The sequence below is a fragment of the Pusillimonas sp. DMV24BSW_D genome, from assembly GCF_011388195.1.
GTDB classification, from domain to species: domain Bacteria; phylum Pseudomonadota; class Gammaproteobacteria; order Burkholderiales; family Burkholderiaceae_B; genus Neopusillimonas; species Neopusillimonas aestuarii.
On the sequence record NZ_CP049990.1, the window covers coordinates 2,065,839 to 2,091,122 of the forward strand.

The following is a 25,284-nucleotide window of genomic DNA, read 5'->3' on the forward strand; positions in this document are numbered from 1 at the left end:
AAATTGTTAAAGCAGATTCTTTGGCTATTTTGTATTCTTAATAGAAAAAAACAACCAAGGTTATTAAATCAATCAATTTTACAAATGTATGGGGCTTGCCTATACTGACCCTGTATTCAGTTTTAACCCCTATTTTTAACCACAACACAGAGGAATTAAGACATGTCTCTTATCAACACCAAAATCAAACCTTTCAAAGTACAGGCTTTTCAAAACGGCAAATTTTCTGAAGTAACTGATGAGTCCGTGAAAGGCAAATGGTCTGTGTTCGTTTTCTACCCCGCAGACTTCACATTCGTGTGTCCCACCGAGCTGGAAGACTTGGCCGACCTGTATCCAGAATTCCAGAAACTGGGCACTGAGGTGTATGCCGTTTCTTGCGATACCCACTTCTCGCACAAAGCATGGCACGATACATCGGCTGCCATCAAAAAAGTGCAGTACCCCATGTTGGGCGACCCCACCCAGGTGCTGGCTCGCAACTTCGAAGTACTGATCGAAGAAGAAGGCCTGGCGCTGCGTGGCACATTTGTTGTGAACCCTGAAGGTGAGATCAAGGCTATGGAAGTGCACGACAACGGTATCGGCCGTAAAGCCGACGAGTTGCTGCGTAAAGTACGTGCTGCACAGTACATTGCCGCTCACCCCGGTGAAGTTTGCCCTGCCAAGTGGGAAGAAGGCGCTGAAACACTGAAGCCTTCCCTCGATTTGGTTGGCAAGATCTAAGCAAGGCATTCGGTTCTGCTTTAAGAAGGAGAGTGTGGCCTGCCAAAACGGGCCACGCTTCCGAACCGGTCGCGGTACGGCCAAAAACCGCGCCGCGACTTTTTGAATAGACAAAACACAGAAGAAGGTGAACGTTATGTTAGAAGCCAATGTAAAAGACCAGTTGCAGTCTTATATGGAACGTATTTCCGAGCCCGTTGAGCTGGTGGCTCATTTAGACGGTGGCGCGAAGTCGACTGAGCTGCGCGAACTGCTGCAGGAAATTGAATCCATGTCTGACAAGGTGACATTGGTTGAAAGCGGCGACTCACAGCGCAAACCTTCGTTTGAAATCCGTCGTGCGGGTACCGATATTGGCATTACCTTTGCCGGTATCCCCATGGGGCACGAATTTACGTCTCTTGTCCTGGCATTACTGCAGGTTGGGGGGCATCCCATCAAGCTGGACGAAGCGGTTATTGAACAGATTCGCAATCTTGATGGTGACTACGAGTTTGAAACGTATTTCTCGCTGTCCTGCCAGAACTGCCCCGATGTGGTTCAGGCATTGAATGCAATGTCGATTATTAATCCACGCATCAAGCACGTGGCCATCGATGGTGCCTTGTATCAGGATGAAGTGGACGCCCGACAAATTATGTCGGTTCCCACTATGTTCCTGAATGGCGAGAAGTTCGGCCAGGGTCGCTCCAGCGTTGAAGAAATTCTGGCTCAGTTGGATACGGGTGCCAGTTCGCGTAAAGCTGAAGAATTGAGTTCTCGTGAGCCTTACGATGTATTGATTGTGGGCGGTGGGCCAGCCGGCGCGGCTGCGGCGGTTTATGCTGCGCGTAAAGGTATCCGTACAGGTATTGTGGCTGAGCGTTTCGGCGGGCAAGTACTCGATACCAATGCCATTGAAAACTTTATTTCCGTTAAAGAAACCGACGGGCCGAAGTTTGCCGCAGCACTTGAAGAGCACGTTAAAACCTACGACGTCGACATCATGAATGTGCAACGGGCCGAAAAGCTGATTCCCGGCAAAATGATTGAAGTGAAGCTGGCTAACGGTGCTTCGCTGAAAGGTAAGTCGGTTATTTTGGCAACGGGCGCTCGCTGGCGCAACATCAACGTACCGGGTGAAGACGAATATCGCAATGCCGGCGTAGCATACTGCCCACACTGCGATGGCCCCTTGTTCAAAGGCAAAGACGTTGCGGTTATCGGCGGTGGTAACTCGGGTGTTGAGGCGGCTATTGATTTGGCCGGTGTGGTGCGCCACGTTACCCTCCTTGAGTTTGCCGACGAACTTAAGGCCGATGCGGTATTGCAGCGTAAACTACGCAGCCTGTCGAACGTTGAAGTTATCGTTTCCGCCCAAACCACCGAAATTCTCGGCGACGGTAAGAAGGTGAATGGTCTGACATATAAAGATCGACAGTCCGGAGAATCCAAAAAAATTGATCTGGAAGGGGTCTTCATTCAGATTGGTTTGGTTCCTAATACCGAGTGGCTCAAAGACAGTCTATCCTTGAGTAAGTTTGGCGAGATTGAGATTGACGCCAAAGGGCAAACGTCAGTGCCGGGTGTGTTTGCGGCGGGTGACGTTACGACGGTTCCCTACAAGCAAATTGTGATTGCGGCAGGGGACGGCGCCAAGGCTGCATTGGGCGCGTTCGATCATCTGATTCGCAGTTCAGTTTCCGATGAGGAAGAGGTGACGACGACCGAAAATGCGACGGCCTGATTTTTGGTTAGTCGCGGCGGGCCCGGCCCCAACGCATCAAGCCCACCACAAGCAATGTGGTGGGCTTTTTTGTCAGTGAAAAAGATGCACTCGCCCTTGGGCTCTAGTATGCTCATGCAATGAGTATATTGTCCGATCCGATACCCGTGCCGTCGGCCGACGCCGCTTCGCAACCCAGCCGATTATTTTATGCATTGTGGCCCGATGCCGAAACAGCCGGGAGGTTGGCAAAGTTGCAAGAAAATCTGGCTGGGAGACACACCCATCCGAACGATATGCACCTTACTTTGGCTTTTTTAGGGATACAGCCCGAAGAGAACCAGCCCGTCTTGCACGCCATCTTAAGAGATTTGCCGCTCCCGGAAGCGTTTTCGCTCGATTTAACAGAGTTAAATAGTTTCCCGAATATTAAGGTCAGTTGGGTAGGGCCAAAGATCACGCCGCAGCCCTTGGATCAATTATGGCGTATGCTAGGCAATTCTCTAGACAAGCACGAAATTTGGTGGGACAAGAAAATACCGTTTCGGCCGCATGTGACGTTGGCTCGAAAGGTTGTGGCGCCGCATAGTCTTCTACGGGAACCGGTCTGTTGGCAGGCCCGAAGAGTGGTGTTGGCCGGGTCTGTTCCCTGTGCTGTGCCTGGTGGCGGCGGTAAATATCGCGTTCTTGCCGAACGTAGGCTTTTTTGATTAAGTATTGGTGAGTCTTTCTGAATGAGTAATGTAATGCCTGATCAGGTTCGACGTTTACTATTGCTAAGACATGCGCATGCCGGCTTTGCGGAAAGCGGTGGAGATATCGAGCGAAATTTAAGCGAACGCGGCCTAACCGAAGCGTTGGAGGTGGGCAGGCTTATGGCGACGGAAGGTTTTATTCCGGATCTGGCTGTTATCTCGCCTGCACAACGTACCCGGCAAACTTGGGCGCAAGTACAGAAGCGACTGCCAACGGCGGTTCAATGTCTTTATGAAAACCGTATTTATGAGGCAGGTATAGCGGCATTGCTGGATGTGCTTGGGGCGCAACCCGATTCACGCCAGACTTTGCTGCTAGTGGGACATAACCCAGGAATGCAAGGGTTGGCTTTGAAGCTGACAGGTCGGGGAAGTAAAAATGCGGTGGTGCGACTGAGGCATGAATTTCCACCTGCGAGCCTCGCCGTTATTACGTTTCCGGATACCCGCAGATGGGCCGACATTGATGAGCGATCGGGCGTTCTTGAACATTTCATGACGCCGTCACCCGTTATTTAGTTTGTTAATCTGAAGCAGGGCGAACCTGTAACGCGCATTAGGCTTAACGCCGGTTGTTGCGTGCCATGGGCGGGCGGCCTTCGATATGGCGAAATACAATACGGCCTTTGCTGAGATCGTAGGGAGACATTTCCAGTTTGACTTTGTCACCGGCAAGAATACGAATGTGGTGCTTGCGCATTTTGCCGCCGGTGTATGCCACGATGGGGTGGCCGTTTTCCAGCGTTACGCGAAAACGGGAGTCGGGGAGGACTTCGGTTACCGAGCCGGTCATTTCAAGTAATTCTTCTTTAGCCATGAGTACAGTTTCCTCTTGTAATAGTCGGCCGCACAGCAATGCCTGGGCATTGCCACCTGAAACAGGTAGCCCTTGTGAGGCCGGCCGTTGTTTAACGGGGTACAAAAAAGCACAGCGCGGGCTGTGAAAAGCAGGGCCGGGCATGCGGGCCCCGGATTGATAGGGTTCGGCTATTTTTATAACCAAGCCCTTGAATTGATGACTATCTTTATAGATAACGATTTATATAGGGTAGCGTGAGACCCTTTGATGTGTCAAGGAAAACCCTTATTTCACTCACAAGTGTGGCCTCTTCATTTCATGCGTTCAAGCACGTAACGATCTCCGCGCAAATAATGCCAAAGCACCGCTGCGGCGTGCCCCAATGCAGCTGCCAATAGTGTCCAGCCCAGCAAACCATGGAAATTGCCACCCAGATCAATCATCCATTCAATTTTGTTGGTTTCATCGAAACCTGGCATGAGAGGGATGCCAAAGGGGGAGAAAGCTTTTCCTGAGCCATACTGGCGAATAAGTGCAATGACAGGTATGGCGAACATGAGAATGTATAAAACAATATGTCCCGTGATTGACCATTTACTGACAGCGGGTGGGCGTTTGCGCAGATTGGCGAGCGCCCACAGTACACGTAAAAGAATCAGCACCATCAGTAATGAACCCACCGATTTATGTGTTCCCCAGAAAAATTTATCGATACCGGTTTTCTCGAACAGCGCATGGATAATGACAGAGGTGAACTGCCAAAGTAATACCAAAGCCATCCCCCAATGGAGTATGCGGGAAACTAAACCATAACGTTCGGGTGAGTCACAGAATTGGGTGCAAGACATACAATTGGTTTCCTATTTTTTACAGAAAAATACGCCCTGAATATTTCGATTTAAAGTATGGCATGAAATTTTTACCGGTAGTGGTTTACCATAGCAAAGAGAATATCAAACCATGTTTTTCTATCGGGTTGGAGTAGAGCTATGAGTGAAGTGACGGCAAGAACTTTCGATTCCTTGAGTTCAGACTGGTCATTAGACAATGTGCCGCTACATGATGTCGACCTTGAGCTTGTTCGCGACAATGAAGATTTGTTTTACATGGTGGCCGGCGCATCATTCATTGAAATTGCCGCCGATCTGTATACGCGTAACCTGATCGAATATTATTCCGACGCGCCAGAGATTCAGGAATGGCTCGAAACCAAATGGCAGCATGAAGAGTTGCGGCATGGTTATGTGTTGAAAGCTTATACGCAACATGTTTGGCCTGAGTTCGACTGGGAACGCGCGTACCAGAGCTTTTTTACTGAATATTCCGCTATGTGTACGGCCGATGAGCTTGAACCTACCCAGGGTCTGGAAATGGTCGCGCGTTGTGTCGTGGAAACGGGGACGGCCACCTTTTACACGGCGCTGGCCAGTCAGGCAACCGAGCCGGTGCTGGCCGGTATTGCCCAACGTATTCGTGCCGACGAGGTAAGTCATTACAAGCATTTTTTCCAGTATTTCCGGAAATATCGTGAAACGCAGAATCCGGGGCGCTGGAAGGTGTTCGGTGCATTGAAGCGTCGCATCCTGGAAGCGCGCTCCTCCGACGCCGACTGCGCTCTTTGGCATGTGTATCAGGTTCACAAAGGCAGTGGAGCGAATCGCGAAGAGTTCAATATTCTTTGCCGTCGTCTGGCCAAAGGGTTGCGTCGCCATTATCCGGTATCAATGGCGATAAAAATGGTGACCAAACCGCTGGATTTGCCTGCTTCGGTAAACCGTATGGTGATGGCGCCGCTCACACGGGCATCGAACTGGTTCTTGCGTTAACCGGACGTTCGAATGTCGAATGCTTTAATTGCCGGTATGCATTCCCGGGCGGTTTGTGCGCCTGCTTCAATGGCTTCTTCGGCGCGATGAAAATCGAGCAAGCCAAGATGCGCCAGCCGGGGCGCAATGGTAATGTGGGGCGGCTCGCCCACCATGCGGCTGCGAGTAATGCGTTCCTGCATAATATTGATGCTTGAGGCGACGACATCCAGCATGGACGGGATCTGGGGTTCGTCATCGTCGTCGTCGTTCCAGGTTGGCAGCAGCGCATTCAGATTGTTCTGAATGCGTTTGACCCATTCGGTGCTTTGTTCACTGTCGGGGTGGTCGGGTGAGGGCGAGCGTGAATCGGCCTCAGGTTGTTCTCCTCGACGCAAATGTCGGCCCAGCAAATCGGAATTCAGGTCGACCGCAATCAGGATATCTGCCCCCATGGCGCGTGCCAGTGAAACAGGCACCGGGTTAACCAGGCCACCGTCAACCAGTATTTGGCCGTTGTGACGTACAGGTGCAAATAAAGCAGGCAGAGCAATGGAGGCCCTGACTGCACCCAGCGTACTGCCGCTGCGCAGCCAGATTTCAGCTCCGCTGTATAGCGATGTGGCGACGGCACCGAACGGTACGCCCAAGTCTTCAATATCGCAGTCTTTGAATTTCTGCCGAAAAAAAGCCATGAGTCTCTCGCCTTTCAGGACGCCACCGGTTAAGGTGAGGTCCATGAATGAGACGACGTCTTTAAGCCCTAGTTTGGTCACCCATTTTTCCAATTCGCCCAGATGCCCGCCGGCATAAACAGCACCTACGAGCGCGCCAATTGACGTGCCGCAAACGATATCGGGTTGAATACCTGCTTTGTTCAGTTCGTTAATGACGCCGATATGGGCCCATCCCCGAGCTGAGCCGCTACCCAGGATGAGGCCGACTTTGGGGCGGTAGGAGCGGGACTTCATTTAATCAGTCCTTTCACCAGGAGAACCTCGCGGAGTAAGTCGAGTCTTTGAACCGGGTCATTTTCCCTCAGCAAGAGTGCCTTTTGGGTGGCGGGTAATGGTAGAAGTTCGGCCCACCGGTTTGCAACCCAGGCGGTGTCGCTTAACATAAACGGCGGGCTGATTGGCATTGCTTCCGGAGGCACGCCATCGCGCTGCAGGTCGGCAATGACTTTGCCTAATGCATCGGCACAAGCTTGAAGATCGTCGGTAATGGTAATCGATTGTTCAGTCGGCAATAGGGAAATTTCCGCCTCCCAAAGACCATTTGCTTTCTGCGTTGACTTTTCTAATTGAAAACGGTGTGTGCCTGAGCATTGAATTTGCATCAAGCCCGGCATAATCGTTTGTGCTTCGTTGATGCGCGCCAGCGTTCCTGTCTCGATAAAAGTTTCTTGCGTCATCGGGAGGCGAACTTCGCTGCCGCTGGTCAGTGCAACGACACCGAATTCTATGTTGTTGTCGAGACATTGTTGAATCATGTCTAAATAACGCACTTCAAAGATGCGCAGGTGTAAAACCCCACCTGGGAACAAGGCGCGACTGAGCGGAAATAACGGAACGGTAGTCATGCAAACATGATGCCATAAGTTCAATTCAAAACGCATATAAACTATAAATTGCTTCAATATAATTATTTGCGTATAGTATTTGTTCGGGCTTTTGCCCTATAAATAAAGAAATAATCCAAAGTTTGCTGGAGACAACTAATGAATAGTCAGGGAACGGGTTCGATTTTTGCAACGCCGGCTGTTGCGCTTACAGAACGCGACGACGGTACCATTTTGCTTGATAACCCTGTTGCGCTCGCGCCCTATGCGCGCTGTGTGGGCGAGTATCTTGAATATTGGGCTGAATCGGCACCTGATCGCGAATTTATAGCTCAGCGCAGCCCTGCGGGCTTGTGGCAGGGCTTAACGTATGCGCAAACGCTCGACAAAGTTCAACGTTTGGGTACGTGGTTGTTGAAAAACCGCGTTACACCCGATCGCCCTGTCTGCGTTTTAACCGACAACAGTGTTGATCATGCATTGCTGATGCTGGCCGCCATGCACGTCGGTATCCCTTATGCGTCAATTTCTCCGGCGTACTCGTTGATGTCGAAAGATCACGAGAAGCTTAGAAACCTTGTTGAGCGCCTGAATCCGGGTGTTATTTATGTCGGCGGGGTGGCGCGTTTCCAGGCTGCTTTGAAATCAATCGAGTCATTGCATCAGGCCCAGCTGGTGGTGGCTGATGAAGACGCTTGTGAAGGGTTGAACGCCTTACGCATTTCCGAAATGCTGATGCAGTCCGACCTGGCTCTGGTGAATAAGGCTTACGCTGCCGTTACGCCCGAAACAGTTGCCAAGATATTGTTTACATCGGGTTCTACCGGTTACCCGAAAGGGGTGTTGAATACGCAGCGTATGCTTTGCTCAAGCCAGCAGGCGAAAGAGCAGGTATGGCCTTTCCTGAAAGAAGAGCCACCCATATTGCTCGATTGGTTACCCTGGAATCATACGTTTGGTAGCAATCACAATTTCAATATGGTGCTCAAGCATGGGGGAACACTCTACCTGGACGGTGGCAAACCGGTTCCGGGTTTGTTCGAAACCAGTATTGCGAATTTGCGCGATATCGCACCGACGCTTTATATGAATGTACCGCGTGCCTTCGATATGCTGCTGGCAACGTTGAAAACGGATACGGCGTTGCGCAAACAGTTCTTTTCCCGATTGCAGCTTATTTTCTACGCGGGGGCAGCGTTACCTCAGCATTTGTGGGACGGCTTAATCGAAATGTCGCGTGCAGAGCTGGGGTATCCCGTACCTATGGTTACGGCGTGGGGGTCCACGGAAACCTCACCTTTGGCAACGGATTGCCACTTCCAGGCAGATCGGTCGGGCGTTATTGGCCTTCCGGTACCCGGTGTCACACTTAAATTGGCTCCCGGCGGTGATAAGCTCGAGGTGCGTGTAAAAGGACCGGTTGTTACACCAGGATATTTCAAGCAACCCGACGTCACTCAGGCAGCGTTCGACGAAGAGGGCTATTACAAGATCGGTGATGCCGTTCGGTTTGCCGACCCGCAACGCCCCGAGGCTGGGTTGATTTTTGACGGCCGTGTTTCCGAAGACTTCAAGCTTACAACCGGCACTTGGGTAAGCGTAGGTAATGTACGAGTGAAAGGCCTGGAATATTTGGCCCCAGTCGCGCAGGATATTGTGGTAACGGGTCACGACCGGGACGATATTGGGTTTCTTGTTTTCCCCAATTTTGCTGCCTGCCGGCAATTGGCCGGATTGGATGAGGGTGCACCGGTTAGCGAGGTCATTGCCCATCCTAAAGTCGTGGAGGTTGTACAGCAGGGTTTGGCGCGGCTAAAGAAAGCGCATCCAGCCAGCTCAACGCATGCTGAACGGGCGTCGCTATTGGATTCCCCGCCTTCAGTTGACGATGGTGAGATTACCGACAAGGGCTACACCAATCAGCGGGCGGTTTTGCAGCGCCGTGAAATGAACGTGGAAGCGCTTTATGACTCACAATCCGGGCCTGAAGTGATTCGTCCCTGAGCACAGGTTTGTCATGACGGTTACAGATCACGACGAGCAAGGGATCCAATCCCTGTGTTTGCGCCTGGGGCAGCGTGTGAGGCGTAAACGTGCTGCACGCGCCATGACCATGAAACAGTTGGCTGCAGAGTCTGATATTTCGTTGCCGTACCTGTCGCGGGTCGAGAAGGGAGACGGCAATGTGTCAATCTCAGTGCTCCAGCGCCTGGCACGAGCCTTGAATGTGTCGATGGATAGTCTTTTGTCCGATCAGGATGAATATGGGGTGGACTACGCGCTCATCGTCGAATTACTTAAACGTCAAACTCCCGACTCTTTGCGTGAAATTCGCAGTCATCTGGTTGAAAGTCTGGGGCATGGCAAGGCTAACTGCGCCGACGCGCCTCATCGTATTGCCTTAATAGGATTACGCGGCGCGGGAAAATCCTCGACAGGCCCCTTGTTGTCGCAGGCCTTGGGTATGCCTTTTGTTGAGTTGAATGCGCTTGTGGCGGAACGTGCCGGCATGGCTTTGAGCGAATTTTTCTCGATCTATGGTCAGTCGGGCTTTCGGCGACTTGAGCGAGATTGCCTTGAGCAGGTTATTGCGCATTATCCGCAAGTAATTATTGCCACCGGCGGCGGCATTGTGGCCGAGCCGGCTACCTATGAACTGCTATTGCATTCATTCTTTGTTTGCTGGTTGCATGCCACGCCCGAGGTGCATTTCCAGCGGGTTATGAAGCAGCACGACGCCCGTATTGCCACGCCGGCTTTGCGCGATGAAGCCATGGCCAATATTCTTGCGTCGCTCGAGGCGCGCTGCAAACTGTACGCCCTGGCACATGCCCAAGTCGATACGACCTACCTTACAGCTGAACAAGTGGCTAAACAAATGCTTATTCAGCTTCAGCATACTCGATAATCAGTTGTGCACTTACGCGTCCGTTCCATATGTTTTGGTCCAGTCGATAGGCAGCTTGAATACGTTCGGGCAGCGGCGTTGCGTGGTTAAACCAGATTGCTTCGAAACGTTGATGTCCGCGCTCAAGCGTTAGTTTAAGATGTTTTTCTTTCAAAATACGCTGCTGTTGCACGTGGAAAGAGTCGGAGAAAATGGGGGCGGGAAAACCGGCTCCCCATACCTGACGTTGCAACATGCCGGCAACCTCGGCATTGGCATACCCCGTTTCGAGTGACCCATCGGTTTCAATTTCGGGTTCAAACCGGGTTTTGCCTGATAGTGTGCGTACAGCGTCGTCGAATGCTTTCTGGAATTCGGCAAAACCCGTTTCGCGCAAGGTTAAGCCGGCCGCCATGGCATGGCCCCCAAATTTCAAAATGGTATTCGGACAGCGCTTCGAGACCAGGTCGAGCGCGTCTCTGAGATGGACGTCGGGAATGGAGCGACCAGAGCCGCGTAGTTGCCCGCTGTCATCGCGAGCGAAGGCAAGGGTGGGACGCCAGTATTTTTCTTTCAGTCTGGATGCGACCAGGCCGATCACGCCTTGATGCCATTCCGGATGATACACACAAACTGATGAGGTGGTGTCCAGCCGGCCCGGGTCGATTGCATCCAGCGCCTGGTCTTGCATTTCGTGCTCAATGCCACGCCGCTCCTGATTCATACGGTCGAGTTCGCGAGCCAGGGTTAAGGCTTCGCCTTCATCGTTGCTGATGAGGCAGTTGATGCCTAGACTCATGTCTGCCAAACGGCCTGCCGCATTAATACGCGGCCCAAGTGCGAAGCCTAAATCGAATGCGCTCGCTTGGGCCGGTTCGCGTGCAGCGACCGCGAATAACGCGCGGATACCTGGTTGCATCAAGCCTTTGCGGATTTTCATCAACCCTTGGGTTACCAATAAACGGTTATTGGCATCCAGCTTAACGACATCGGCTACGGTGCCCAGTGCAACCAAATCGGCCAATTGATCCAGCCTCGGGCCGCCGTCGGGGGCGTAAATGTTCCGCCGGCGCAGTTCGGCACGCAAGGCCAGCATTAAATAGAAAATTACGCCTACGCCTGCGAGGTTTTTTGAGGGAAACCCGCAGCCGGGCTGGTTCGGATTAACGATTGCAAGGGCGGCCGGGAGTATGTCTCCCGGTAAATGGTGATCGGTCACCAGGACTTCGATATCAGCTTGTTTTGCGGCATCTACGCCATCGACACTGGCGATGCCGTTGTCTACGGTGATAATCAGGTCTGGCTTGCCGTTGGGGTGGCGCGTGGCAAGCTCGACGACTTCGGGTGAAAGCCCGTAACCGGTTTCAAAACGATTGGGAACCAGGAAATCGACGTTGGCCCCCATGCTGCGCAACGCGCGAATTGCGACGGCACACGCGGTTGCACCGTCGCAGTCGTAGTCAGCCACGACCAGCAGTTTGCGTTGGGCTTCAATTGCGTTGGCTAACTGAACGGCTGCGGTATCCACATGGGTTAACTTTGAGGGTGGAACCAGAACGCCCCAGTGGTGCGACATATCACTTGCGCTGTTCACTCCGCGGGCCGCAAAAAGCCGTGCCATAAGCGGATGTACACCCGCATCAATCAGTTTTCGGGTGGCTTCCTGGTTGCCGGACCTGACTTTTAGTTTAGGGGTGACCACCAATTTCTCCAATGTGTCGCCTGGCCGGGCAATCGTGCACGCAAGCGCGTTAAAGCGCTTGGCTGAAGTGTCACCACCCGGTCTTCGCCTATTAATACCAACTCAGCTTTTAATGTGTCACGCCCATTCAAAGCTTCGATCAGCGTCGGTTCCAGATGCTGGAGACGCTCAAGCCATTGGCCCCAGTCTTCTGCCTGAAAGGGTTCCAGCAAATCGTGATGCCATTGCGTTGCCGGCCCGTTGTGCACAGAATTCAGTTGGCTTGTTGTGGCACCGCCATAAAGCCAGATGCTGTTGATGGCCGCCTGGCCCTGGGCGTTGCGGGCCAGGTTAACCGGGTGATCGTACCAGGTCATTTGCAACTCATTCACGAGCTGTCGCCATGGGCGGCTTGCCGTATCCTGCGGCCACCACTCATTCACATTTGTGTTTGCCACCAATGCAGGACTGACGCTGGCTGGGTACAGGCCATCGGGTAATGTGACGATCCAGCGGGCGGGATGCCGACCGGGGCGTAGTTCATAACCATAATGCAAGAAGACCCCACGTGCTGATTCGAATAGAGATACACTCTCTTGCTGCGAAATCTCAAGTTGATTTGCAGTGAGTAATGCGGCGCCGTTTTGGGAGGGAGAGACATGAACCAGCTCGACAACCCATACCGGTGTATCTGGTTGTTCGTTGTCGGGCTCAAGGAAAGGCCCCAGTCCACTAGACACGTTTTGGTTGGCTGAAGGCTTAAACGCGCGTGTGTGCGATAGCGTCCAGTACTCGGTTGCAGTGCAGGCAACAGTGAGTAAATTCACCTGCTCAGCGCGGGCGTGGCTGCGCGCAAACCATTGGATCAGCTTCGGCGTGCGCTGGGCCAGGTAAGGTATAAGCGATTGTGCAGTGGATGTCGCGGGAAGTGCGCCGGGAATGACAATTTGCATGTCTGGTATTGTAGTGTGAATGGTTGAAAGGTGGTTGTAACGATGGCCTATGAGTTTTGGATTGGTGCGCGTTATGCCGGTCTGGCCCGGGTGCGGGGCAGGTCGGGTCGGCGTGATCGTTTTGTTTCTTTTATCGCGGCGAGTTCCATGGCCGGCATTGCCCTGGGCGTGGCGGCACTGATTATTGTTTTGTCGGTGATGAATGGGTTCCAGACTCAGGTTCGCGACCGCATGTTGTCTGTTTTGCCGCATATTGAACTGTTCGTTCCCGGCGCAACGCCAATGCAATCGCTTGAGCAATGGCAGTCAATTGCCGCAAAAGCGGCTGAGAATGACGCTGTCTCGGGAGCGGCCCCCTTTGTATCGGCACAGGCCATGTTGGCGCGCGGCAGTACGTTGGTCGGCACGCAATTGCGGGGTGTCGACCCGTCGCAGGAACAGGCGGTGTCTGATTTACAGGGGCAAATGATTGAGGGCGATTTGTCTGCATTAACGCCCGGTAGTTTTGAAATGGTGTTGGGCAATCAATTGGCGCGATCACTCGGTGTTTTGGTGGGTGATGCCGTGATGGTTCTGGCCGCGCAAGGGTCGGTTTCGCCGGCGGGATTCAGCCCCCGCATGCGTCAATTTACGGTTGCCGGCATTTATTCTTCCGGTTATTACGAATACGACGCCTCGCTGGCCTTCGTGAATGTTGAAGATGCGGCACGGGTGTTTCGTGATAGTGGCGCTGCCGGCGTCCGCCTTCGAATTCATGATATGCAGCAGGCGCCACTTGTGGCGCGTGAGCTGGCCTTCGATATACAAGGGGTGGGGGCCCGCGATTGGACACAGAATAATCGAACGTGGTTCGCCGCCGTGCAAACAGAAAAACGCATGATGTTTTTGATTTTGGCCCTGATTGTGGCTGTTGCCGCATTCAATCTGCTCTCGTCGTTAGTTATGGCGGTTAAAGACAAGCAGTCGGATATTGCGATTTTGCGAACACTCGGCGCCACACCCCGGGAGATTGGGCGTATCTTTTTAATTCAAGGGGCGTTGATTGGTGTGGTTGGCACCGTATTGGGGGTTGCATTGGGCATGTTGGTTGCCTATAACATCGACGTGATCGTACCGTTTATTGAAAACCTGATGGGAATCGAGTTTTTGCCCCAACAAATCTATTTCATTAGTGAGTTGCCGTCGAATCCGCAAATGTCGGATATCGTCACGATTGCGCTTACCTCGCTGATCTTGTCGTTGTTGGCTACGTTGTATCCCAGTTGGCGGGCTTCACGCCTGCAACCGGCAAGGGTGTTGCGTCATGACTGAAACTGTTTCCAAACCTGTTCAGCCCGCCGTTTTATCGGCCAGCGACCTGGTTAAAAACTATGAAGAAGGTGGTTCCCGGGTTGAGGTACTGAGCGGGGTTAGCATTGAAGTGCACCCGGCTGAAATTGTGGCCATCGTGGGTGCTTCGGGGTCTGGAAAAAGTACTTTATTGCATATTTTGGGCTTGCTCGATTCCCCCTCGTCAGGGCAAGTCGTTATCGACGGCCGGGTGAGTACCGGGTTGTCGGAGGCACAGCGCAGCCAGGTTCGTAATCGAAATTTGGGGTTTGTGTATCAGTTCCATCACTTGCTGCCGGAGTTTACCGCGCTCGATAACGTGGCTATGCCTTTAATCGTACGCCGCCTTAGTCGCCCGGATGCCAGGCAGGCAGCGCATGAAATGCTTAAGCAAGTAGGGCTTGAAAAGCGTGAACGTCATTTCCCAGGTCAGTTGTCGGGCGGCGAGCGGCAACGCGTGGCGCTGGCACGAGCGCTTGTCACGCAACCGGCTTGTGTGCTGGCCGATGAGCCCACCGGCAACCTCGATCGTCAAACCGCCAAAGCGATGTTCGATTTGCTGGTGCGGATTAATCGTGAATTGGGAACGGCATTTGCAATTGTGACGCATGATATTGAACTGGCTGCGCTGGCACATAGGCAGCTTTATATGGACAATGGTGTTTTGGTAGACGTTGCTGAATACAAAGCCAAACACAGTCATGTTAATTGATACCCATTGCCATCTCGATGCGATTGAGTTCCTGCAAGATCGCTCAGAAGTCATTCAGCGCGCCCGGCATGCTGGTGTGGGCCGCATGGTAATTCCGGCGGTTGAGGCGGGAAATTTTGACGAGGTACGCCAGTTAGCCCACGCTGTGCCCGAGGCGGTTTATGCGCTGGGTATTCATCCTTTATTTGTGCCTCAAGCGGCACAAGCGGATTTGAACCGGCTTGAGGCTGCGTTGGCGGCCAACATTCACGACCCCAAGCTGGTTGCTGTGGGTGAAATCGGTCTGGATTTTTTTGTACCCGAACTTCGCGTTCCGGCAATGGTTGATAAACAAATACGCTTTTATGAAGCACAGCTTGATCTTGCCGTGAAGTTTAATTTGCCGGTTATTTTGCATGTGCGCCGCTCGCAAGACGCCTTACTGAAAGGTTTGCGTCGGCGCCCGTTTATTGGCGGCACAGCGCATGCATTCAATGGCAGCTTCCAGCAGGCCCAGCAGTTTATCGGCCTCGGTTTTGCGTTGGGAATCGGCGGCGCCATGACTTTTGAACGCGCCTTGCGTATTCGCCGGTTGGCAACGCAACTGCCGCTGGAAAACCTGGTGCTGGAAACTGATGCTCCCGATATTCCCCCTGCGTGGCTGGGAACAAAGGCCGGCGTAACAAAAGACTCTGCTGCAAAGGGGGCGGCTCAACAATTACGCAACGAGCCCGCGCAGTTATACCCAATTGCGCAAACATTGGCCGGCCTGCGTGACATGCCGTTGGAAGATATTGCCGCTGAAACGACACGCGCGGCGTACCGGGTGTTACCCCGGCTTGCCGCTTTGTGCTAGCTGTTTAACTTCGTTTCAGTGCTTTGGGGTCGAACCCGGCCAAACGTTTGTAACGCAGCGACACCGCTTCAAGCTCTTCGTAGCTGACCACATCATGAATGTGATTGAAGCCGTTCGGGGCGCGCTCATGCGCCATTTGCATCACTTGTTCCGGCCCATTCAGACGATTTCGCAGGATAATGCCCGTGGTGGGTGGCAAGCGGTCGGCTTCGTATTCCTTCAGAACGTGCTCGAGCCTGGCGCCCGGCCGATCTTTTGCATTGCGTAAATGATCAGCCAGGCAACGGGCGTCTAGAATGGCTTGCGCAGAACCGTTTGAGCCAATAGGGTACAAAGGATGCGCGGCGTCGCCCATGAGCGTGGTTTGTTGGAATGACCAGCGCGGCAGCGGGTTCTTGTCTACCAACGGAAATTCATACACTGCCGTAGCCTGATCAATGAGGGCTGGAATGTCGATCCAGTCCCATTTCCAACTTTGGAAGGGGCCACGGAAAACGCTCTGGTCTACTTTACGGTTCCAGTCGGTGCTGGACGGCTGTTCACCAACCGTCAGTTCTGCAATCCAGTTAACGGCACACAGCCCTTCGGGGGTATTCGGATCGAGAATGGGGTACGCGACGAATTTCTCATCCTGGTAGCCGGCCATAAACATGGTGCGCCCATCCAGGAAGGGTTGGGTGTAACTGACCGCGCGCCATAGAATACGCCCGGAAAACTGAAATTCGTCGTTCGCTGGGTAGAAAAATTTACGTACGGCCGAATGGATGCCGTCGGCGCCAACCAGGATGTCGCCGCGCACATTGTGATGCTCACCCGTTTGGCGCTCAATAAAGGTCGCGGTGACACCCTGGTCGTCTTGAGTGAGTTCTGTAAATGTCATGCCGGTTCGGATGCATCCGGCACCCAAGCGCTCTTCAACAGCTCGGGCAAGCAGCATTTGCAGCCGACCGCGATGAATGGAAAGTTGTGGCACCGGATAACCCGCCGCCATGCCGCGGGGCTCCTGCCAGATGCTTTGTCCGAACTTGTTGTAGTAGTGCAGGGCGGAGGTTTGCACCGCGTTACCGGCCAAGGTGTCCAGTAGCCCGAGCTGGTCCATTTCATTGGCTGCATGGGGTAGAAGATTAATACCGACCCCTAATGGTTTGAGCTCCGGCACGCTTTCATAAAGTTCACATTCAATACCGCGTTGGTGCAGCATCAGTGCCAGCGTTAAACCTCCAATTCCTGCTCCAGCAATAATAACTTTCAAGATTGTTCTCCGTTTGTGCCCGCGAAATCATAACAAAAACAATTCGTAGTTATGCCTGTGATGGTTAGGTGCCTGTCTTTCGTCGGTCTTGAAGGAATACAGCTAGTCTGTGTTTATTTGGGGAGAGTTTCGTTGCGGGGTCGGCTAGTTGCGGTTGCCATGCTGTGTGGGGCTGGTCTTGTCCAGTTGTTGCCGTCGTTACCGGGATTAACGGTGCAGGCAATTTTTTTTGGTGCACTGAGTGTGCTGACGGCTTTGTTTTGTGTATTGCTGCGTCGCAAACCTGCGTGGTCGCGCGCGTGTGCAACGGTATTGCTGATGCTGTGGGCATTTGGCTCCACCTTTACGTATGTTGTGTTGCGTGCAGAATCCCGTTTGCACGATCGTTTGGCTCTGTCGAACGAGAACCTGGTGTCTCGTGTTGAACTGCGTGTTGCCGGCTTGCCGCGTATCAAGGCACGAAGCCGTCAGTTTGAGGCTGAAGTATTATCGTCCCGGCCTTCCGGTGTTCCGTCGCGCATTATGGTGAATTGGGGCGCAAAAGGTTACGCCGGACCCTATGCCGACGAGCAAGGCGAGGTTGCTCACTTCCCGGAAATCATTCCGGGACAGGTTTGGAAAATGGCGTTGATATTGAAGACGCCTCATGGCGCACGTAACCCGCATGGTTTTGATTATGAAGCCTATGTGTTTGCCGACGGCATACGCGCCGTAGGGCGTGTGCGGGGTAACCCCCGATATTTAAGGGATGAAGGTTGGGCGGGGCTTGCAGTTTCGGCGCAGCGTGCGCGTTATTACGTGCGCAAGGCGATGCTGCCTTTTGTGGAAGATAAACGTTACGGTGCGGTACTGCTGGCGCTCACCATTGGTGATCAGGCCAGCGTAAGCGCAAATGATTGGATCATTTTTAATCGTAGCGGCATTACCCACTTGGTTAGCATTAGTGGCAGCCATATCACGATGATTGCCGCCGTTGGGGGGTTGGCGGTGTTTTGGCTTTGGCGTCGATTGCGTTGGCGCGGGGTCGGTTTGTCAGAATATATCCCGGCACGTATGGCGGCGGCGGTGGTGGCGTTGACGATTGCCTGGCTGTACTGTTTGTTGGCTGGTTGGGGGGTTCCCGCGCGACGAACTTTTCTTATGCTGTCGGTTATTGGTGCCGCCCAATTTTTGCGCGTTCCTTTATCTGCGTCTCGCTTGCTAAGTGCGGTAGCCGTTATTGTGGTGTTGCTCGACCCATGGGCGTTGCTGGCCAGTGGGTTCTGGTTGTCGTTCGGGGCGGTTGCGATTTTATTGGCCAGCGCCGCCTGGTGGGGTCGACTTCTGAGCAAGGAGCGCGGTTCGCGTTATCAAACTGTATGCAGCGCGGCAATGTCAATAACGTGTCTGCAAATGGCCATCACGGTAGGCTTGATGCCGGCGCTTGCGCTTATTTTCCACGAGGTGTCGATTGTCTCGCCATTGGTGAATGCTTACGCTATTCCGATTATTAGTTTTATTGTGACACCCCTAGCACTTCTACTGGGTTTGTTTGCCTTGCTGCAAGTGCTGGTTCCGGCTTTTGTCGGTTTTTGTTTCGGTATTTCATGGTTTGCCCATACCGCCTTTAGCGTAATGATGCAGCCAACTGTTTGGTTGGCTGAGTTGCCGTGGGCGAGTTTCACCGTTGCAGCTGCGCCGATATCGCTTACCGTGCTTGCTTTGCTTGGCATTGTGCTGGCAATCGCACCTTACGGGTTTCCGTTAAGATCAATGGGCTGGCTTTTGATGTTGCCGGCGCTGACCTGGCAACCGCTCCGCCCGGCAGCGGGCGAGTGGACACTGTACGCGTTGGATGTCGGTCAAGGCAGCGCCCTCGTGGTGCAAACGGCGGAGCACGTCTTATTGTTTGATAGCGGGTTGCGGCATAGTGCCCAGTCGGACCAGGGAATGCGAACAATTGTGCCTTTTTTGCGTGCGTTAGGTGAGCGCAAACTCGATATCATGATCGTATCGCATGCGGATATTGATCACGCAGGGGGTGTACGCTCGGTATTGGAGAACACCAAAGTGGAGCAGTCGTTTTCGTCGTTTCCTTTGGGTCGTTATCTATCCATTGAAGCGGGCCGCTTAAGGCAGCCTTTTTTGCAAAAGAATGCACCGTTGGCGCAGTCACCCTGCCGCTACGGCACGAGGTGGACAATGGATGGCGTGACATTTTCATTTCTATGGCCGTTGAAACACAACGTATCGGCGCAGGCGGGTTCAAAAGTGCGCAATGCCGCTTCGTGCGTATTGCGTATTCAGGGTGCTTATCACGCAGCTCTATTGCCCGGCGATATCGGCAAGGCAGAGGAGGTCGCGTTGGCTGATCGTGGCATGCAGCGCGTTGACGTCATGGTCGCACCTCATCATGGCTCGGCGAAGTCGTCAACACCTGCGTTTGTGTCAGCCAGTGGTGCCCGCCATGTTTTGGTTCAGGTTGGGCTAATGAACCGCTACGGCCATCCTGCGTCACAAACCGTGGCCCGCTGGCAGCGTCAAGGAGCTAAGGTATGGCGCTCGGATCGCGATGGCGCCGTTAGTGTGCGGTCACGTCAAAGCGGTTTGGTGGTGCAGTCGGAGCGTCAATTACAACGTCGTTACTGGCAACACACAATGCCTAATGTGACCCCACAATAAGTCACAGCAGGGTTCGCTACAATGATGTTTGTTTCCCCTTCGAATTGAAAATGAATCTTTTGGAAGTCAACGCCGATTTGCATTGCCACTCCAGCCGGTCCGACGGAGTGTTGGATCCGCGCGAATTGGCGCTGCGCGCTGCACGACAAGGGGTACAAATCTGGTCGCTGACGGATCACGATGAACTATCTGGTTTAACCGCGGCAGGAGCCGCCGCCAATGAGCAGAGACTGCAGTTTATCCCCGGCGTGGAAGTTTCGGTCACCTGGATGAATCGTACGATTCATATTGTCGGGTTGAATATTGATCCGGCGAATACCCAATTGGTGAACGGTTTGGAAGAGGTGCGGCGGCGGCGGGCGGATCGCGCACGGGCAATGGGCGATAAGCTTGAAAAGCATGGTTTTCCCGGCTGCTACGAGGGGGCTTTGAGCTATGCCGGCAATGCGTTGCTGCTAAGTCGTACACATTTCGCCCGTTTCATGTTGGACCAGGGTTATTGCAAGCGGCTACAACAAGTATTCGATTCATATCTGGGTGAGGGAAAGCCTGGCTTTGTGGGGGTGCAGTGGGCATCGCTGCAACAAGCTTTGGGCTGGATTCATGCGGCAGGCGGTGTAGCAGTGGTAGCGCATCCGGGCCGTTATCGGTTTTCCTCTACCCAATTCAGCGAGTTGTTTGATGCTTTCCGCGACTTGGGTGGCCAGGCTATTGAAGTGGTAACGGGTAGCCATTATCCCGAACAATATCTTGAGTATGCCAAAATTGCCCGACGCTATGGCTTTCTTGCATCGCGCGGCTCCGACTTTCACAGCCCTGAAGAAAGTCGAATTGATCTTGGCCAACTACCTCAGTTGCCGTCGGGGCTTGAGCCGGTTTGGTCGGCCTGGTTATAAGCCGAGCGCCCAAAAATGCTCATGTAAGTAGGATAGAAGCTGCAATACAGAATGGCGGCGATCACCAGGTTAATCGGTGTCATGATTAATTGAGTTATCGTGGCCGATAGCCCAGAGGCAGCCAATACATCTCCCAGTGTTTGGGCAACGAAAAACAGCCCGATCCAGGTGGCGCCGTACAACATGAAAGGAAACTTGTTTCTCCAGCATGCAACCATGGAGAAAAACAATGCTTGCGACATTTTCAGCCGATGCCAGCCAATTAGCGCTGGCGCATGCCAGAATAGCGCTGAAATAAGAATATAGAGCAAGCCGAACGTTAGAAATGGGCCTTGAATGGCGGACAGCAGTGCCGTTTCATCGAAAGACTCGTTATTCAATGCGGCCATGATCTGATCGAGAAAGGGCAAGGTGGCAATAAATCCGGCCGCCAGGCAGCAGGCGAGGTAAGCCAACCCCAACCGGATGAGCCCCGCACGCGCCTGCGCGTCTTTTAAAGGCGTGAGCCACATACCTGGCAGCATGGGGCGACCTGCCTCAATTTGGCGACATGCGTTCAGTGTGATGTAGGTTAAGGATGGCATGGCCGCGATCAGGAAAATCTGGCCAAATAAGGGTATGAGATAGGTAAGCGTAATGAGCAGACCTGTCATCAGGCTCCAGAAAAACATGGCTAATGGTTGGCGCCGGAAAAGATTGAAACCGTCGATAATCCATTGCCATCCGGCAGTGATCGGAAGTATGGCCGCTTGCATTGTTACGTTGTTACTTTAGGTAGTTCTGGGTTATTGCCGTTGCGCCGGGCCTGAAGCACGATTTCGAAATGGCGTGGGTCATGTGGCTTGAGTGTCTGTGCAGGTCGGGGCAGAAAATAATCGTACAGGCGTGACACCCAGAAACGCAATGCAGCCGCCTGGAGAACGAGTGGCCAGGCGTGTTGTTCCGCCTCAGTGAATGGTCGAATCTCGGCATAGGCTTGTAACCAAGCCGTCGCTTTTCCTATATCAAACTCACCGGTATTACGGTGTATGCACCAGTCATTAATGCTTACCGCCACATCAAAGAGCCATGTGTCGCAACCGGCAAAGTAAAAATCGATCAGGCCGCCCATTCGAGGTTGTTCATACGTACCATCGAATAAGACGTTGTCGCGAAACAAGTCGCAATGTGCCGGACCATAAGGAAGGTTTTGATAAAGCTGGGTTTGGGCAAATTCCGATTGTTCTTTTAATACGGTTTGAATAAGGGTGTTTTGTACCGGTGTTAGAAAAGTGAGCAGTTTGGGAATGGTTTCCTGCCACCACGATAGCCCCCTTAAATTGGGTTGGTGCATGGGAAATGACGCACCTGCTAAATGTGTTTGCGCCAATGTTTGGCCGGCCAATCTGCAATGGCGCTCGCTGGGGTCGGGCTCGTAGCCTCCGGACAGGCGCGTTACGATGGCGCAGGGCTTGCCGTGCAGCGTCGTTAAACGGCGTCCTTGTTTGCTGGTTTGCGGCTCCGGTACGGGAATATGGCGTTCGGCCAAATGATGCATCAGTTCGATATAAAACGGCAACTGTTCAAAGGTCAGTACTTCAAATACGGTAAGAACGTATTCCCCGCCCGTGGTGCTTAGAAAGTAATTGGTGTTTTCGATTCCGGCGGTAATTCCTCGAAGAGAAACCAGCTTACCCAGGTTGAACTGGGTTAATAATGTTTCTGCATCGGCTTCGGATACGGGGGTAAATACGGCCATGTCACCACGAATAATTCAGACATAAAGGACTGATTTTAGACTACGACGCAAGATCGTGTAGCGATGTCCGCGTTAAAATGCTCAGACAAAGTTATTTAAGGTGTGGTGTGCAGGCTTCAGCCCAAGAAAACCCGTTTAGCCCAACCCATTTTCGCGCAGGTAGCGAAGGTTGGCGTGTTTGTGTCGCTCCCATGATCGACGTGACAGATCGCCATTGCCGGTATTTTCATCGTTTACTGGCCCCGCATGTGCGCCTTTACACGGAAATGATTACAACGGGTGCAATTGAACATGGCAATCGATCGCGTTTGCTCGATTTTAATGCCATTGAACATCCGGTCGCCTTACAGCTTGGCGGCAGTGAGCCGGCGGCGTTGGGCGCTGCTGCACAAGTGGGCCAGGAGTGGGGATACGATGAAATCAATTTGAATTGCGGCTGCCCATCGGAGCGAGTGCAAAAAGGGGCGTTTGGCGCCTGTTTAATGGCCGAAGCAGAGCTGGTGGCCGATTGCGTTAAAGCAATGCAGGATGCCGTAACCGTTCCGGTTACCGTTAAACACCGTTTGGGGCTCGATTACGACGAGTCTTACGGTATGGTGCGCGATTTTGTGGGGACTTTGCACCAGACAGGATGCCGTGTGTTTATCGTGCATGCCCGCAATGCGGTCCTTAAGGGGTTGAGCCCGAAGGATAACCGTGAGATACCGCCTTTGCGTTACAACGTAGCTGAATTGTTGCGCAATGATTTTCCCGACGCTGTTTTTGTACTGAATGGGGGAATCGCCGAAGTTGATCAGGCGGTTGCGTTGTTGCATCGGTTTGACGGCGTGATGTTAGGCAGGGCTGCCTGGCATGACCCGGCCGTGCTGTCGACGCTCTCAAGACGTTTGTGGCCGCAAAGCCCGGTATCAGAAGAGGCGCAAGTGCTGCAAAGTATGGTTGATTATGCCGCTGAACAGGTCCGGCAAGGCGTTCCTTTGCGTATGGTGGTGCGCCCTATGCTGGGTTGGTTATCCGGCCGCCCGGGGGCCAGGCGCTGGCGTCAAATGCTGTCGGACCCTGCGCATTTGAATGAGCAGGATCCCCTGTTAATTACCCGCGCCTATGAACATGTGGCCGGCCATCGTTCCGTTAGTGCTTAGGCGGCCTGGTGTTGTTGCTTTCTTCGTCCAGTTCGGTTGGCCAGTCTCGAATGTAGGCCTTCAGCATGTTGTTTTCGAAACGCTGCGCGGCCACAATGGCCTGCGCCATGTCGTAGAACGAAATGACGCCCAGCAAAACAGGGCCATCCATTACAGGCATGTAGCGTGCATGTTTGTCGAGCATGAGCCGTTGCACTTCTTCGGCGCTGGTGTTGGGTGTGACGCTAACGGGCGCGTCGTCCATAATGCTGCGGATCGTGAAGTCGCCTGTGGCGCCATGGTTGCCATGTAAGTGGCGAATAATTTCGCGGAAGGTCACCATGCCAACCAGTTCGCCGTGTTCCATAATAACCAGCGACCCAATATCTTGTTCGGCCATGGTTTCAAGCGCTTGTTTAATGGGTGTTTCCGGCGTAGCGGTGTAAAGCGTGTGGCCTTTAACCCGCAGTATTTCACTAACTTTAAGCATGATGCGTCTCCCCAGACTTCGGTGTGGTTTCTTTATTCTCCAACAATTCGGGCGTTTCCGATAGCGGGATTGTTTCGTTGAACAAGTCTTCCAGCGTTATGTTGGGGCAATCTGACAAAGCGTGCGCTAACGCTTCGAGCAGGAAAGGGTCTTCCTGTAATTCGGGCTGATGCCTGTCGAGAAGAAATTGATCGATTAACGTCGATAATTTTGCTTCGCGAATGTCGCACGCTAATACCCAGTGGTCCATGCCTTTCTCCTGGGTTGGCACGACAATACCCAATTTTTTAAGGGCGCGCAGCACCGAGAGCAATTCGTTGGCGTGCAGGCGCATGTGGGCGCCCAAAAAACGCGTGCTGCGACCCGGGTTTGGCGTATTTTGTGTACTGCGCAAAAGGCGCAGGATGCGCACGGCATCAATGAAAGCCGCACCCGTTTTGCGTTTCTCGGCCCATCGACGCAACCGTAGTGAGGGCAGTGTGGCGGCCACAGTGGCCCCAAATAAAATCGCCAGCCACGACAAATAAATCCACAGCAGGAAGATAGGTAGCGTGGCAAACGCGCCGTAAATAACGGTGTAAGAGGGAAATTGCGTGATGTAGTAGGCAAAACCGGCTTTCATTATTTCGAGAACAATAGCGGTGCCGAACCCTCCCGCCAACGCGTCTCGCCAAAATACATGGCGGTTGGGTACAAAAACGAACAGTGCACTGAAAGCGAGCCCGGTAATAACCACCGGAATGACCGAGAGTGCAATCCGCATGGAGCGGGCAATATGCCCGACGTCGAATGCTGATTGCTGAGCCAGATACGACGTAGCCCAAAGGCTGGCGCCCGCCAGAATGGGGCCGGCCGAGATAATCGCCCAGTACACGAGAATGCGTTGCGGCAAAGGCCGCTGCTGTTCAACCTGCCAAATATCATTCAGAACGGTATCGATGGTCATGATCAGCATGATCGACACCACCAGCAGAAATACGGTGCCGATGGCAGTGAGCCCCGAGGCCTGTTCGGCAAACATATTCAAATACCGCATAACGGTATCGGATACGGTGGGGGGCATCAGGCTGTTCACCAGGAAGTTTTCCAGTGCTTCGCGAAATTCCGCGAACAGCGGGAAGGCGGTGAACAACGAAAGGAAAACCGCCAGCATGGGCACCAAGGCAAGAACCGTGGTGAAGGTTAGGCTTGAGGCAACCTGGGTAAGTTTTTTATCTTTTGCATGAGCCGCGGCATACGCCAGCACTTTTGCCGCATCATGCCATTTTTGCGTCAATTTGGCCGTGGTGGTGGAAGTTTTTTTTTCGTGATCAGTGGGTTGCGGCGACTTTGCACTCATTGATATCGTGGACTCTCGAGACGTGGCTTGGCATTCGGG

24 protein-coding genes are annotated in these 25,284 nt (G+C 53.1%); 13 read left to right on the forward strand and 11 right to left on the reverse strand.

Features of this window, described 5'->3' with window-relative positions; translation table 11 throughout:
* The first annotated feature begins 162 nt into the window (after positions 1-162).
* From ahpC to G9Q38_RS10060, 4 genes are all read left to right on the forward strand, one after another.
* Positions 163-726 carry an alkyl hydroperoxide reductase subunit C gene (gene ahpC / locus G9Q38_RS10045; protein WP_166130525.1) on the forward strand — a complete coding sequence of 188 codons (564 nt, stop codon included), beginning with the start codon at positions 163-165 and terminating at the stop codon, positions 724-726.
* A gap of 136 nt (positions 727-862) precedes the next feature.
* Positions 863-2,452: an alkyl hydroperoxide reductase subunit F gene (gene ahpF / locus G9Q38_RS10050; RefSeq protein ID WP_166130527.1), complete on the forward strand. Its 1,590-nt coding sequence runs from the start codon at positions 863-865 to the stop codon at positions 2,450-2,452.
* A gap of 119 nt (positions 2,453-2,571) precedes the next feature.
* Complete coding sequence (gene thpR, locus G9Q38_RS10055; protein ID WP_166130530.1) at positions 2,572-3,141, forward strand: RNA 2',3'-cyclic phosphodiesterase; 570 nt, start codon at positions 2,572-2,574, stop codon at positions 3,139-3,141.
* A 36-nt stretch (positions 3,142-3,177) separates the two neighbouring features.
* The gene (locus tag G9Q38_RS10060) at positions 3,178-3,705 is read left to right on the forward strand and encodes a SixA phosphatase family protein (RefSeq protein ID WP_166130532.1); all 528 of its coding nucleotides are present in this window, start codon (positions 3,178-3,180) and stop codon (positions 3,703-3,705) included.
* Between the two features lie 43 nt (positions 3,706-3,748).
* Here the strand turns inward: G9Q38_RS10060 and infA are convergent, their stop codons facing one another.
* Both infA and G9Q38_RS10070 read right to left on the reverse strand, forming a co-directional pair.
* Complete coding sequence (gene infA / locus G9Q38_RS10065) at positions 3,749-4,003, reverse strand: translation initiation factor IF-1 (protein WP_114420693.1); 255 nt, start codon at positions 4,001-4,003, stop codon at positions 3,749-3,751.
* A gap of 293 nt (positions 4,004-4,296) precedes the next feature.
* On the reverse strand, positions 4,297-4,833 hold the full coding sequence (locus G9Q38_RS10070; protein WP_166130535.1) for a cytochrome b: 537 nt from the start codon (positions 4,831-4,833) through the stop codon (positions 4,297-4,299).
* A 141-nt stretch (positions 4,834-4,974) separates the two neighbouring features.
* Here G9Q38_RS10070 and G9Q38_RS10075 point away from each other — a divergent pair, with 141 nt between their 5' ends.
* The gene (locus tag G9Q38_RS10075; RefSeq protein ID WP_166130537.1) at positions 4,975-5,811 is read left to right on the forward strand and encodes a ferritin-like domain-containing protein; all 837 of its coding nucleotides are present in this window, start codon (positions 4,975-4,977) and stop codon (positions 5,809-5,811) included.
* Here G9Q38_RS10075 and rssA read toward each other — a convergent pair.
* Positions 5,808-6,761 carry a patatin-like phospholipase RssA gene (rssA, locus tag G9Q38_RS10080; protein WP_166130540.1) on the reverse strand — a complete coding sequence of 318 codons (954 nt, stop codon included), beginning with the start codon at positions 6,759-6,761 and terminating at the stop codon, positions 5,808-5,810. The two genes, G9Q38_RS10075 and rssA, sit on opposite strands and share 4 nt — an antisense overlap.
* Positions 6,758-7,372, reverse strand: coding sequence for an LON peptidase substrate-binding domain-containing protein (locus G9Q38_RS10085; RefSeq protein WP_166130543.1), 615 nt, complete (start codon positions 7,370-7,372; stop codon positions 6,758-6,760). The genes rssA and G9Q38_RS10085 overlap by 4 nt, the downstream gene beginning before the upstream one ends.
* Positions 7,373-7,510: 138 nt before the next feature.
* Here G9Q38_RS10085 and G9Q38_RS10090 point away from each other — a divergent pair, with 138 nt between their 5' ends.
* Both G9Q38_RS10090 and G9Q38_RS10095 read left to right on the forward strand, forming a co-directional pair.
* Positions 7,511-9,355 (forward strand): feruloyl-CoA synthase, encoded by a 1,845-nt coding sequence (locus tag G9Q38_RS10090; RefSeq protein WP_166130545.1) that lies wholly within the window; start codon positions 7,511-7,513, stop codon positions 9,353-9,355.
* 13 nt (positions 9,356-9,368) lie between these two features.
* On the forward strand, positions 9,369-10,259 hold the full coding sequence (locus G9Q38_RS10095) for a helix-turn-helix transcriptional regulator (protein ID WP_166130548.1): 891 nt from the start codon (positions 9,369-9,371) through the stop codon (positions 10,257-10,259).
* Here the strand turns inward: G9Q38_RS10095 and recJ are convergent.
* Positions 10,234-11,940: a single-stranded-DNA-specific exonuclease RecJ gene (recJ, locus tag G9Q38_RS10100; RefSeq protein ID WP_166132375.1), complete on the reverse strand. Its 1,707-nt coding sequence runs from the start codon at positions 11,938-11,940 to the stop codon at positions 10,234-10,236. The two genes, G9Q38_RS10095 and recJ, sit on opposite strands and share 26 nt — an antisense overlap.
* The gene (locus G9Q38_RS10105) at positions 11,922-12,872 is read right to left on the reverse strand and encodes a hypothetical protein (RefSeq protein WP_166130551.1); all 951 of its coding nucleotides are present in this window, start codon (positions 12,870-12,872) and stop codon (positions 11,922-11,924) included. Before G9Q38_RS10105 ends, recJ begins: the two co-directional genes overlap by 19 nt.
* Before the next feature lie 42 nt (positions 12,873-12,914).
* Here G9Q38_RS10105 and G9Q38_RS10110 point away from each other — a divergent pair, with 42 nt between their 5' ends.
* From G9Q38_RS10110 to G9Q38_RS10120, 3 genes are read left to right on the forward strand one after another with little or no spacing between them, the layout of a single operon-like run.
* Positions 12,915-14,183 (forward strand): lipoprotein-releasing ABC transporter permease subunit, encoded by a 1,269-nt coding sequence (locus G9Q38_RS10110; RefSeq protein WP_166130554.1) that lies wholly within the window; start codon positions 12,915-12,917, stop codon positions 14,181-14,183.
* On the forward strand, positions 14,176-14,913 hold the full coding sequence (locus G9Q38_RS10115; RefSeq protein WP_166130557.1) for an ABC transporter ATP-binding protein: 738 nt from the start codon (positions 14,176-14,178) through the stop codon (positions 14,911-14,913). Before G9Q38_RS10110 ends, G9Q38_RS10115 begins: the two co-directional genes overlap by 8 nt.
* The gene (locus tag G9Q38_RS10120; protein WP_166130559.1) at positions 14,903-15,748 is read left to right on the forward strand and encodes a TatD family hydrolase; all 846 of its coding nucleotides are present in this window, start codon (positions 14,903-14,905) and stop codon (positions 15,746-15,748) included. The genes G9Q38_RS10115 and G9Q38_RS10120 overlap by 11 nt, the downstream gene beginning before the upstream one ends.
* 4 nt (positions 15,749-15,752) lie before the next feature.
* On the opposite strand, the gene G9Q38_RS10125 is transcribed toward G9Q38_RS10120, so the two are convergent.
* Positions 15,753-17,000: a flavin-dependent oxidoreductase gene (locus G9Q38_RS10125; protein ID WP_166130562.1), complete on the reverse strand. Its 1,248-nt coding sequence runs from the start codon at positions 16,998-17,000 to the stop codon at positions 15,753-15,755.
* A 132-nt stretch (positions 17,001-17,132) separates the two neighbouring features.
* Here G9Q38_RS10125 and G9Q38_RS10130 point away from each other — a divergent pair, with 132 nt between their 5' ends.
* Both G9Q38_RS10130 and G9Q38_RS10135 read left to right on the forward strand, forming a co-directional pair.
* Positions 17,133-19,661 (forward strand): DNA internalization-related competence protein ComEC/Rec2, encoded by a 2,529-nt coding sequence (locus tag G9Q38_RS10130; protein ID WP_166130564.1) that lies wholly within the window; start codon positions 17,133-17,135, stop codon positions 19,659-19,661.
* A 50-nt stretch (positions 19,662-19,711) separates the two neighbouring features.
* The gene (locus tag G9Q38_RS10135; protein WP_166130567.1) at positions 19,712-20,557 is read left to right on the forward strand and encodes a PHP domain-containing protein; all 846 of its coding nucleotides are present in this window, start codon (positions 19,712-19,714) and stop codon (positions 20,555-20,557) included.
* On the opposite strand, the gene G9Q38_RS10140 is transcribed toward G9Q38_RS10135, so the two are convergent.
* Together G9Q38_RS10140 and G9Q38_RS10145 are read right to left on the reverse strand one after the other, a co-directional pair.
* Entirely contained in the window at positions 20,512-21,312 is an 801-nt protein-coding gene (locus G9Q38_RS10140) for a BPSS1780 family membrane protein (RefSeq protein WP_166130569.1), read from the reverse strand. The genes G9Q38_RS10135 and G9Q38_RS10140 overlap by 46 nt on opposite strands.
* A gap of 2 nt (positions 21,313-21,314) precedes the next feature.
* Complete coding sequence (locus tag G9Q38_RS10145) at positions 21,315-22,295, reverse strand: homoserine kinase (protein ID WP_166130571.1); 981 nt, start codon at positions 22,293-22,295, stop codon at positions 21,315-21,317.
* 107 nt (positions 22,296-22,402) lie between these two features.
* Here G9Q38_RS10145 and dusA point away from each other — a divergent pair, with 107 nt between their 5' ends.
* Positions 22,403-23,437 (forward strand): tRNA dihydrouridine(20/20a) synthase DusA, encoded by a 1,035-nt coding sequence (gene dusA, locus G9Q38_RS10150; protein WP_228276112.1) that lies wholly within the window; start codon positions 22,403-22,405, stop codon positions 23,435-23,437.
* Here dusA and G9Q38_RS10155 read toward each other — a convergent pair.
* Together G9Q38_RS10155 and G9Q38_RS10160 are read right to left on the reverse strand one after the other, a co-directional pair.
* Positions 23,427-23,906, reverse strand: coding sequence for a CBS domain-containing protein (locus G9Q38_RS10155; protein WP_166130576.1), 480 nt, complete (start codon positions 23,904-23,906; stop codon positions 23,427-23,429). The two genes, dusA and G9Q38_RS10155, sit on opposite strands and share 11 nt — an antisense overlap.
* Complete coding sequence (locus G9Q38_RS10160) at positions 23,899-25,245, reverse strand: YihY family inner membrane protein (RefSeq protein ID WP_166130579.1); 1,347 nt, start codon at positions 25,243-25,245, stop codon at positions 23,899-23,901. The genes G9Q38_RS10155 and G9Q38_RS10160 overlap by 8 nt, the downstream gene beginning before the upstream one ends.
* Positions 25,246-25,284: the final 39 nt, after the last annotated feature.

Excerpts from the sequence above, each read along its gene's own strand:
- ahpC (WP_166130525.1), top strand. The coding sequence starts at position 163 with ATGTCTCTTATCAACACCAAAATCAAACCTTTCAAAGTACAGGCTTTT.
- ahpF (WP_166130527.1), top strand. The coding sequence starts at position 863 with ATGTTAGAAGCCAATGTAAAAGACCAGTTGCAGTCTTATATGGAACGT.
- thpR (WP_166130530.1), top strand. The coding sequence starts at position 2,572 with ATGAGTATATTGTCCGATCCGATACCCGTGCCGTCGGCCGACGCCGCT.
- G9Q38_RS10060 (WP_166130532.1), top strand. The coding sequence starts at position 3,178 with ATGCCTGATCAGGTTCGACGTTTACTATTGCTAAGACATGCGCATGCC.
- infA (WP_114420693.1), bottom strand. The coding sequence starts at position 4,003 with ATGGCTAAAGAAGAATTACTTGAAATGACCGGCTCGGTAACCGAAGTC.
- G9Q38_RS10070 (WP_166130535.1), bottom strand. The coding sequence starts at position 4,833 with ATGTCTTGCACCCAATTCTGTGACTCACCCGAACGTTATGGTTTAGTT.
- G9Q38_RS10075 (WP_166130537.1), top strand. The coding sequence starts at position 4,975 with ATGAGTGAAGTGACGGCAAGAACTTTCGATTCCTTGAGTTCAGACTGG.
- rssA (WP_166130540.1), bottom strand. The coding sequence starts at position 6,761 with ATGAAGTCCCGCTCCTACCGCCCCAAAGTCGGCCTCATCCTGGGTAGC.
- G9Q38_RS10085 (WP_166130543.1), bottom strand. The coding sequence starts at position 7,372 with ATGACTACCGTTCCGTTATTTCCGCTCAGTCGCGCCTTGTTCCCAGGT.
- G9Q38_RS10090 (WP_166130545.1), top strand. The coding sequence starts at position 7,511 with ATGAATAGTCAGGGAACGGGTTCGATTTTTGCAACGCCGGCTGTTGCG.
- G9Q38_RS10095 (WP_166130548.1), top strand. The coding sequence starts at position 9,369 with ATGACGGTTACAGATCACGACGAGCAAGGGATCCAATCCCTGTGTTTG.
- G9Q38_RS10105 (WP_166130551.1), bottom strand. The coding sequence starts at position 12,872 with ATGCAAATTGTCATTCCCGGCGCACTTCCCGCGACATCCACTGCACAA.
- G9Q38_RS10110 (WP_166130554.1), top strand. The coding sequence starts at position 12,915 with ATGGCCTATGAGTTTTGGATTGGTGCGCGTTATGCCGGTCTGGCCCGG.
- G9Q38_RS10115 (WP_166130557.1), top strand. The coding sequence starts at position 14,176 with ATGACTGAAACTGTTTCCAAACCTGTTCAGCCCGCCGTTTTATCGGCC.
- G9Q38_RS10120 (WP_166130559.1), top strand. The coding sequence starts at position 14,903 with ATGTTAATTGATACCCATTGCCATCTCGATGCGATTGAGTTCCTGCAA.
- G9Q38_RS10135 (WP_166130567.1), top strand. The coding sequence starts at position 19,712 with ATGAATCTTTTGGAAGTCAACGCCGATTTGCATTGCCACTCCAGCCGG.
- G9Q38_RS10140 (WP_166130569.1), bottom strand. The coding sequence starts at position 21,312 with ATGCAAGCGGCCATACTTCCGATCACTGCCGGATGGCAATGGATTATC.
- G9Q38_RS10145 (WP_166130571.1), bottom strand. The coding sequence starts at position 22,295 with ATGGCCGTATTTACCCCCGTATCCGAAGCCGATGCAGAAACATTATTA.
- G9Q38_RS10155 (WP_166130576.1), bottom strand. The coding sequence starts at position 23,906 with ATGCTTAAAGTTAGTGAAATACTGCGGGTTAAAGGCCACACGCTTTAC.
- G9Q38_RS10160 (WP_166130579.1), bottom strand. The coding sequence starts at position 25,245 with ATGAGTGCAAAGTCGCCGCAACCCACTGATCACGAAAAAAAAACTTCC.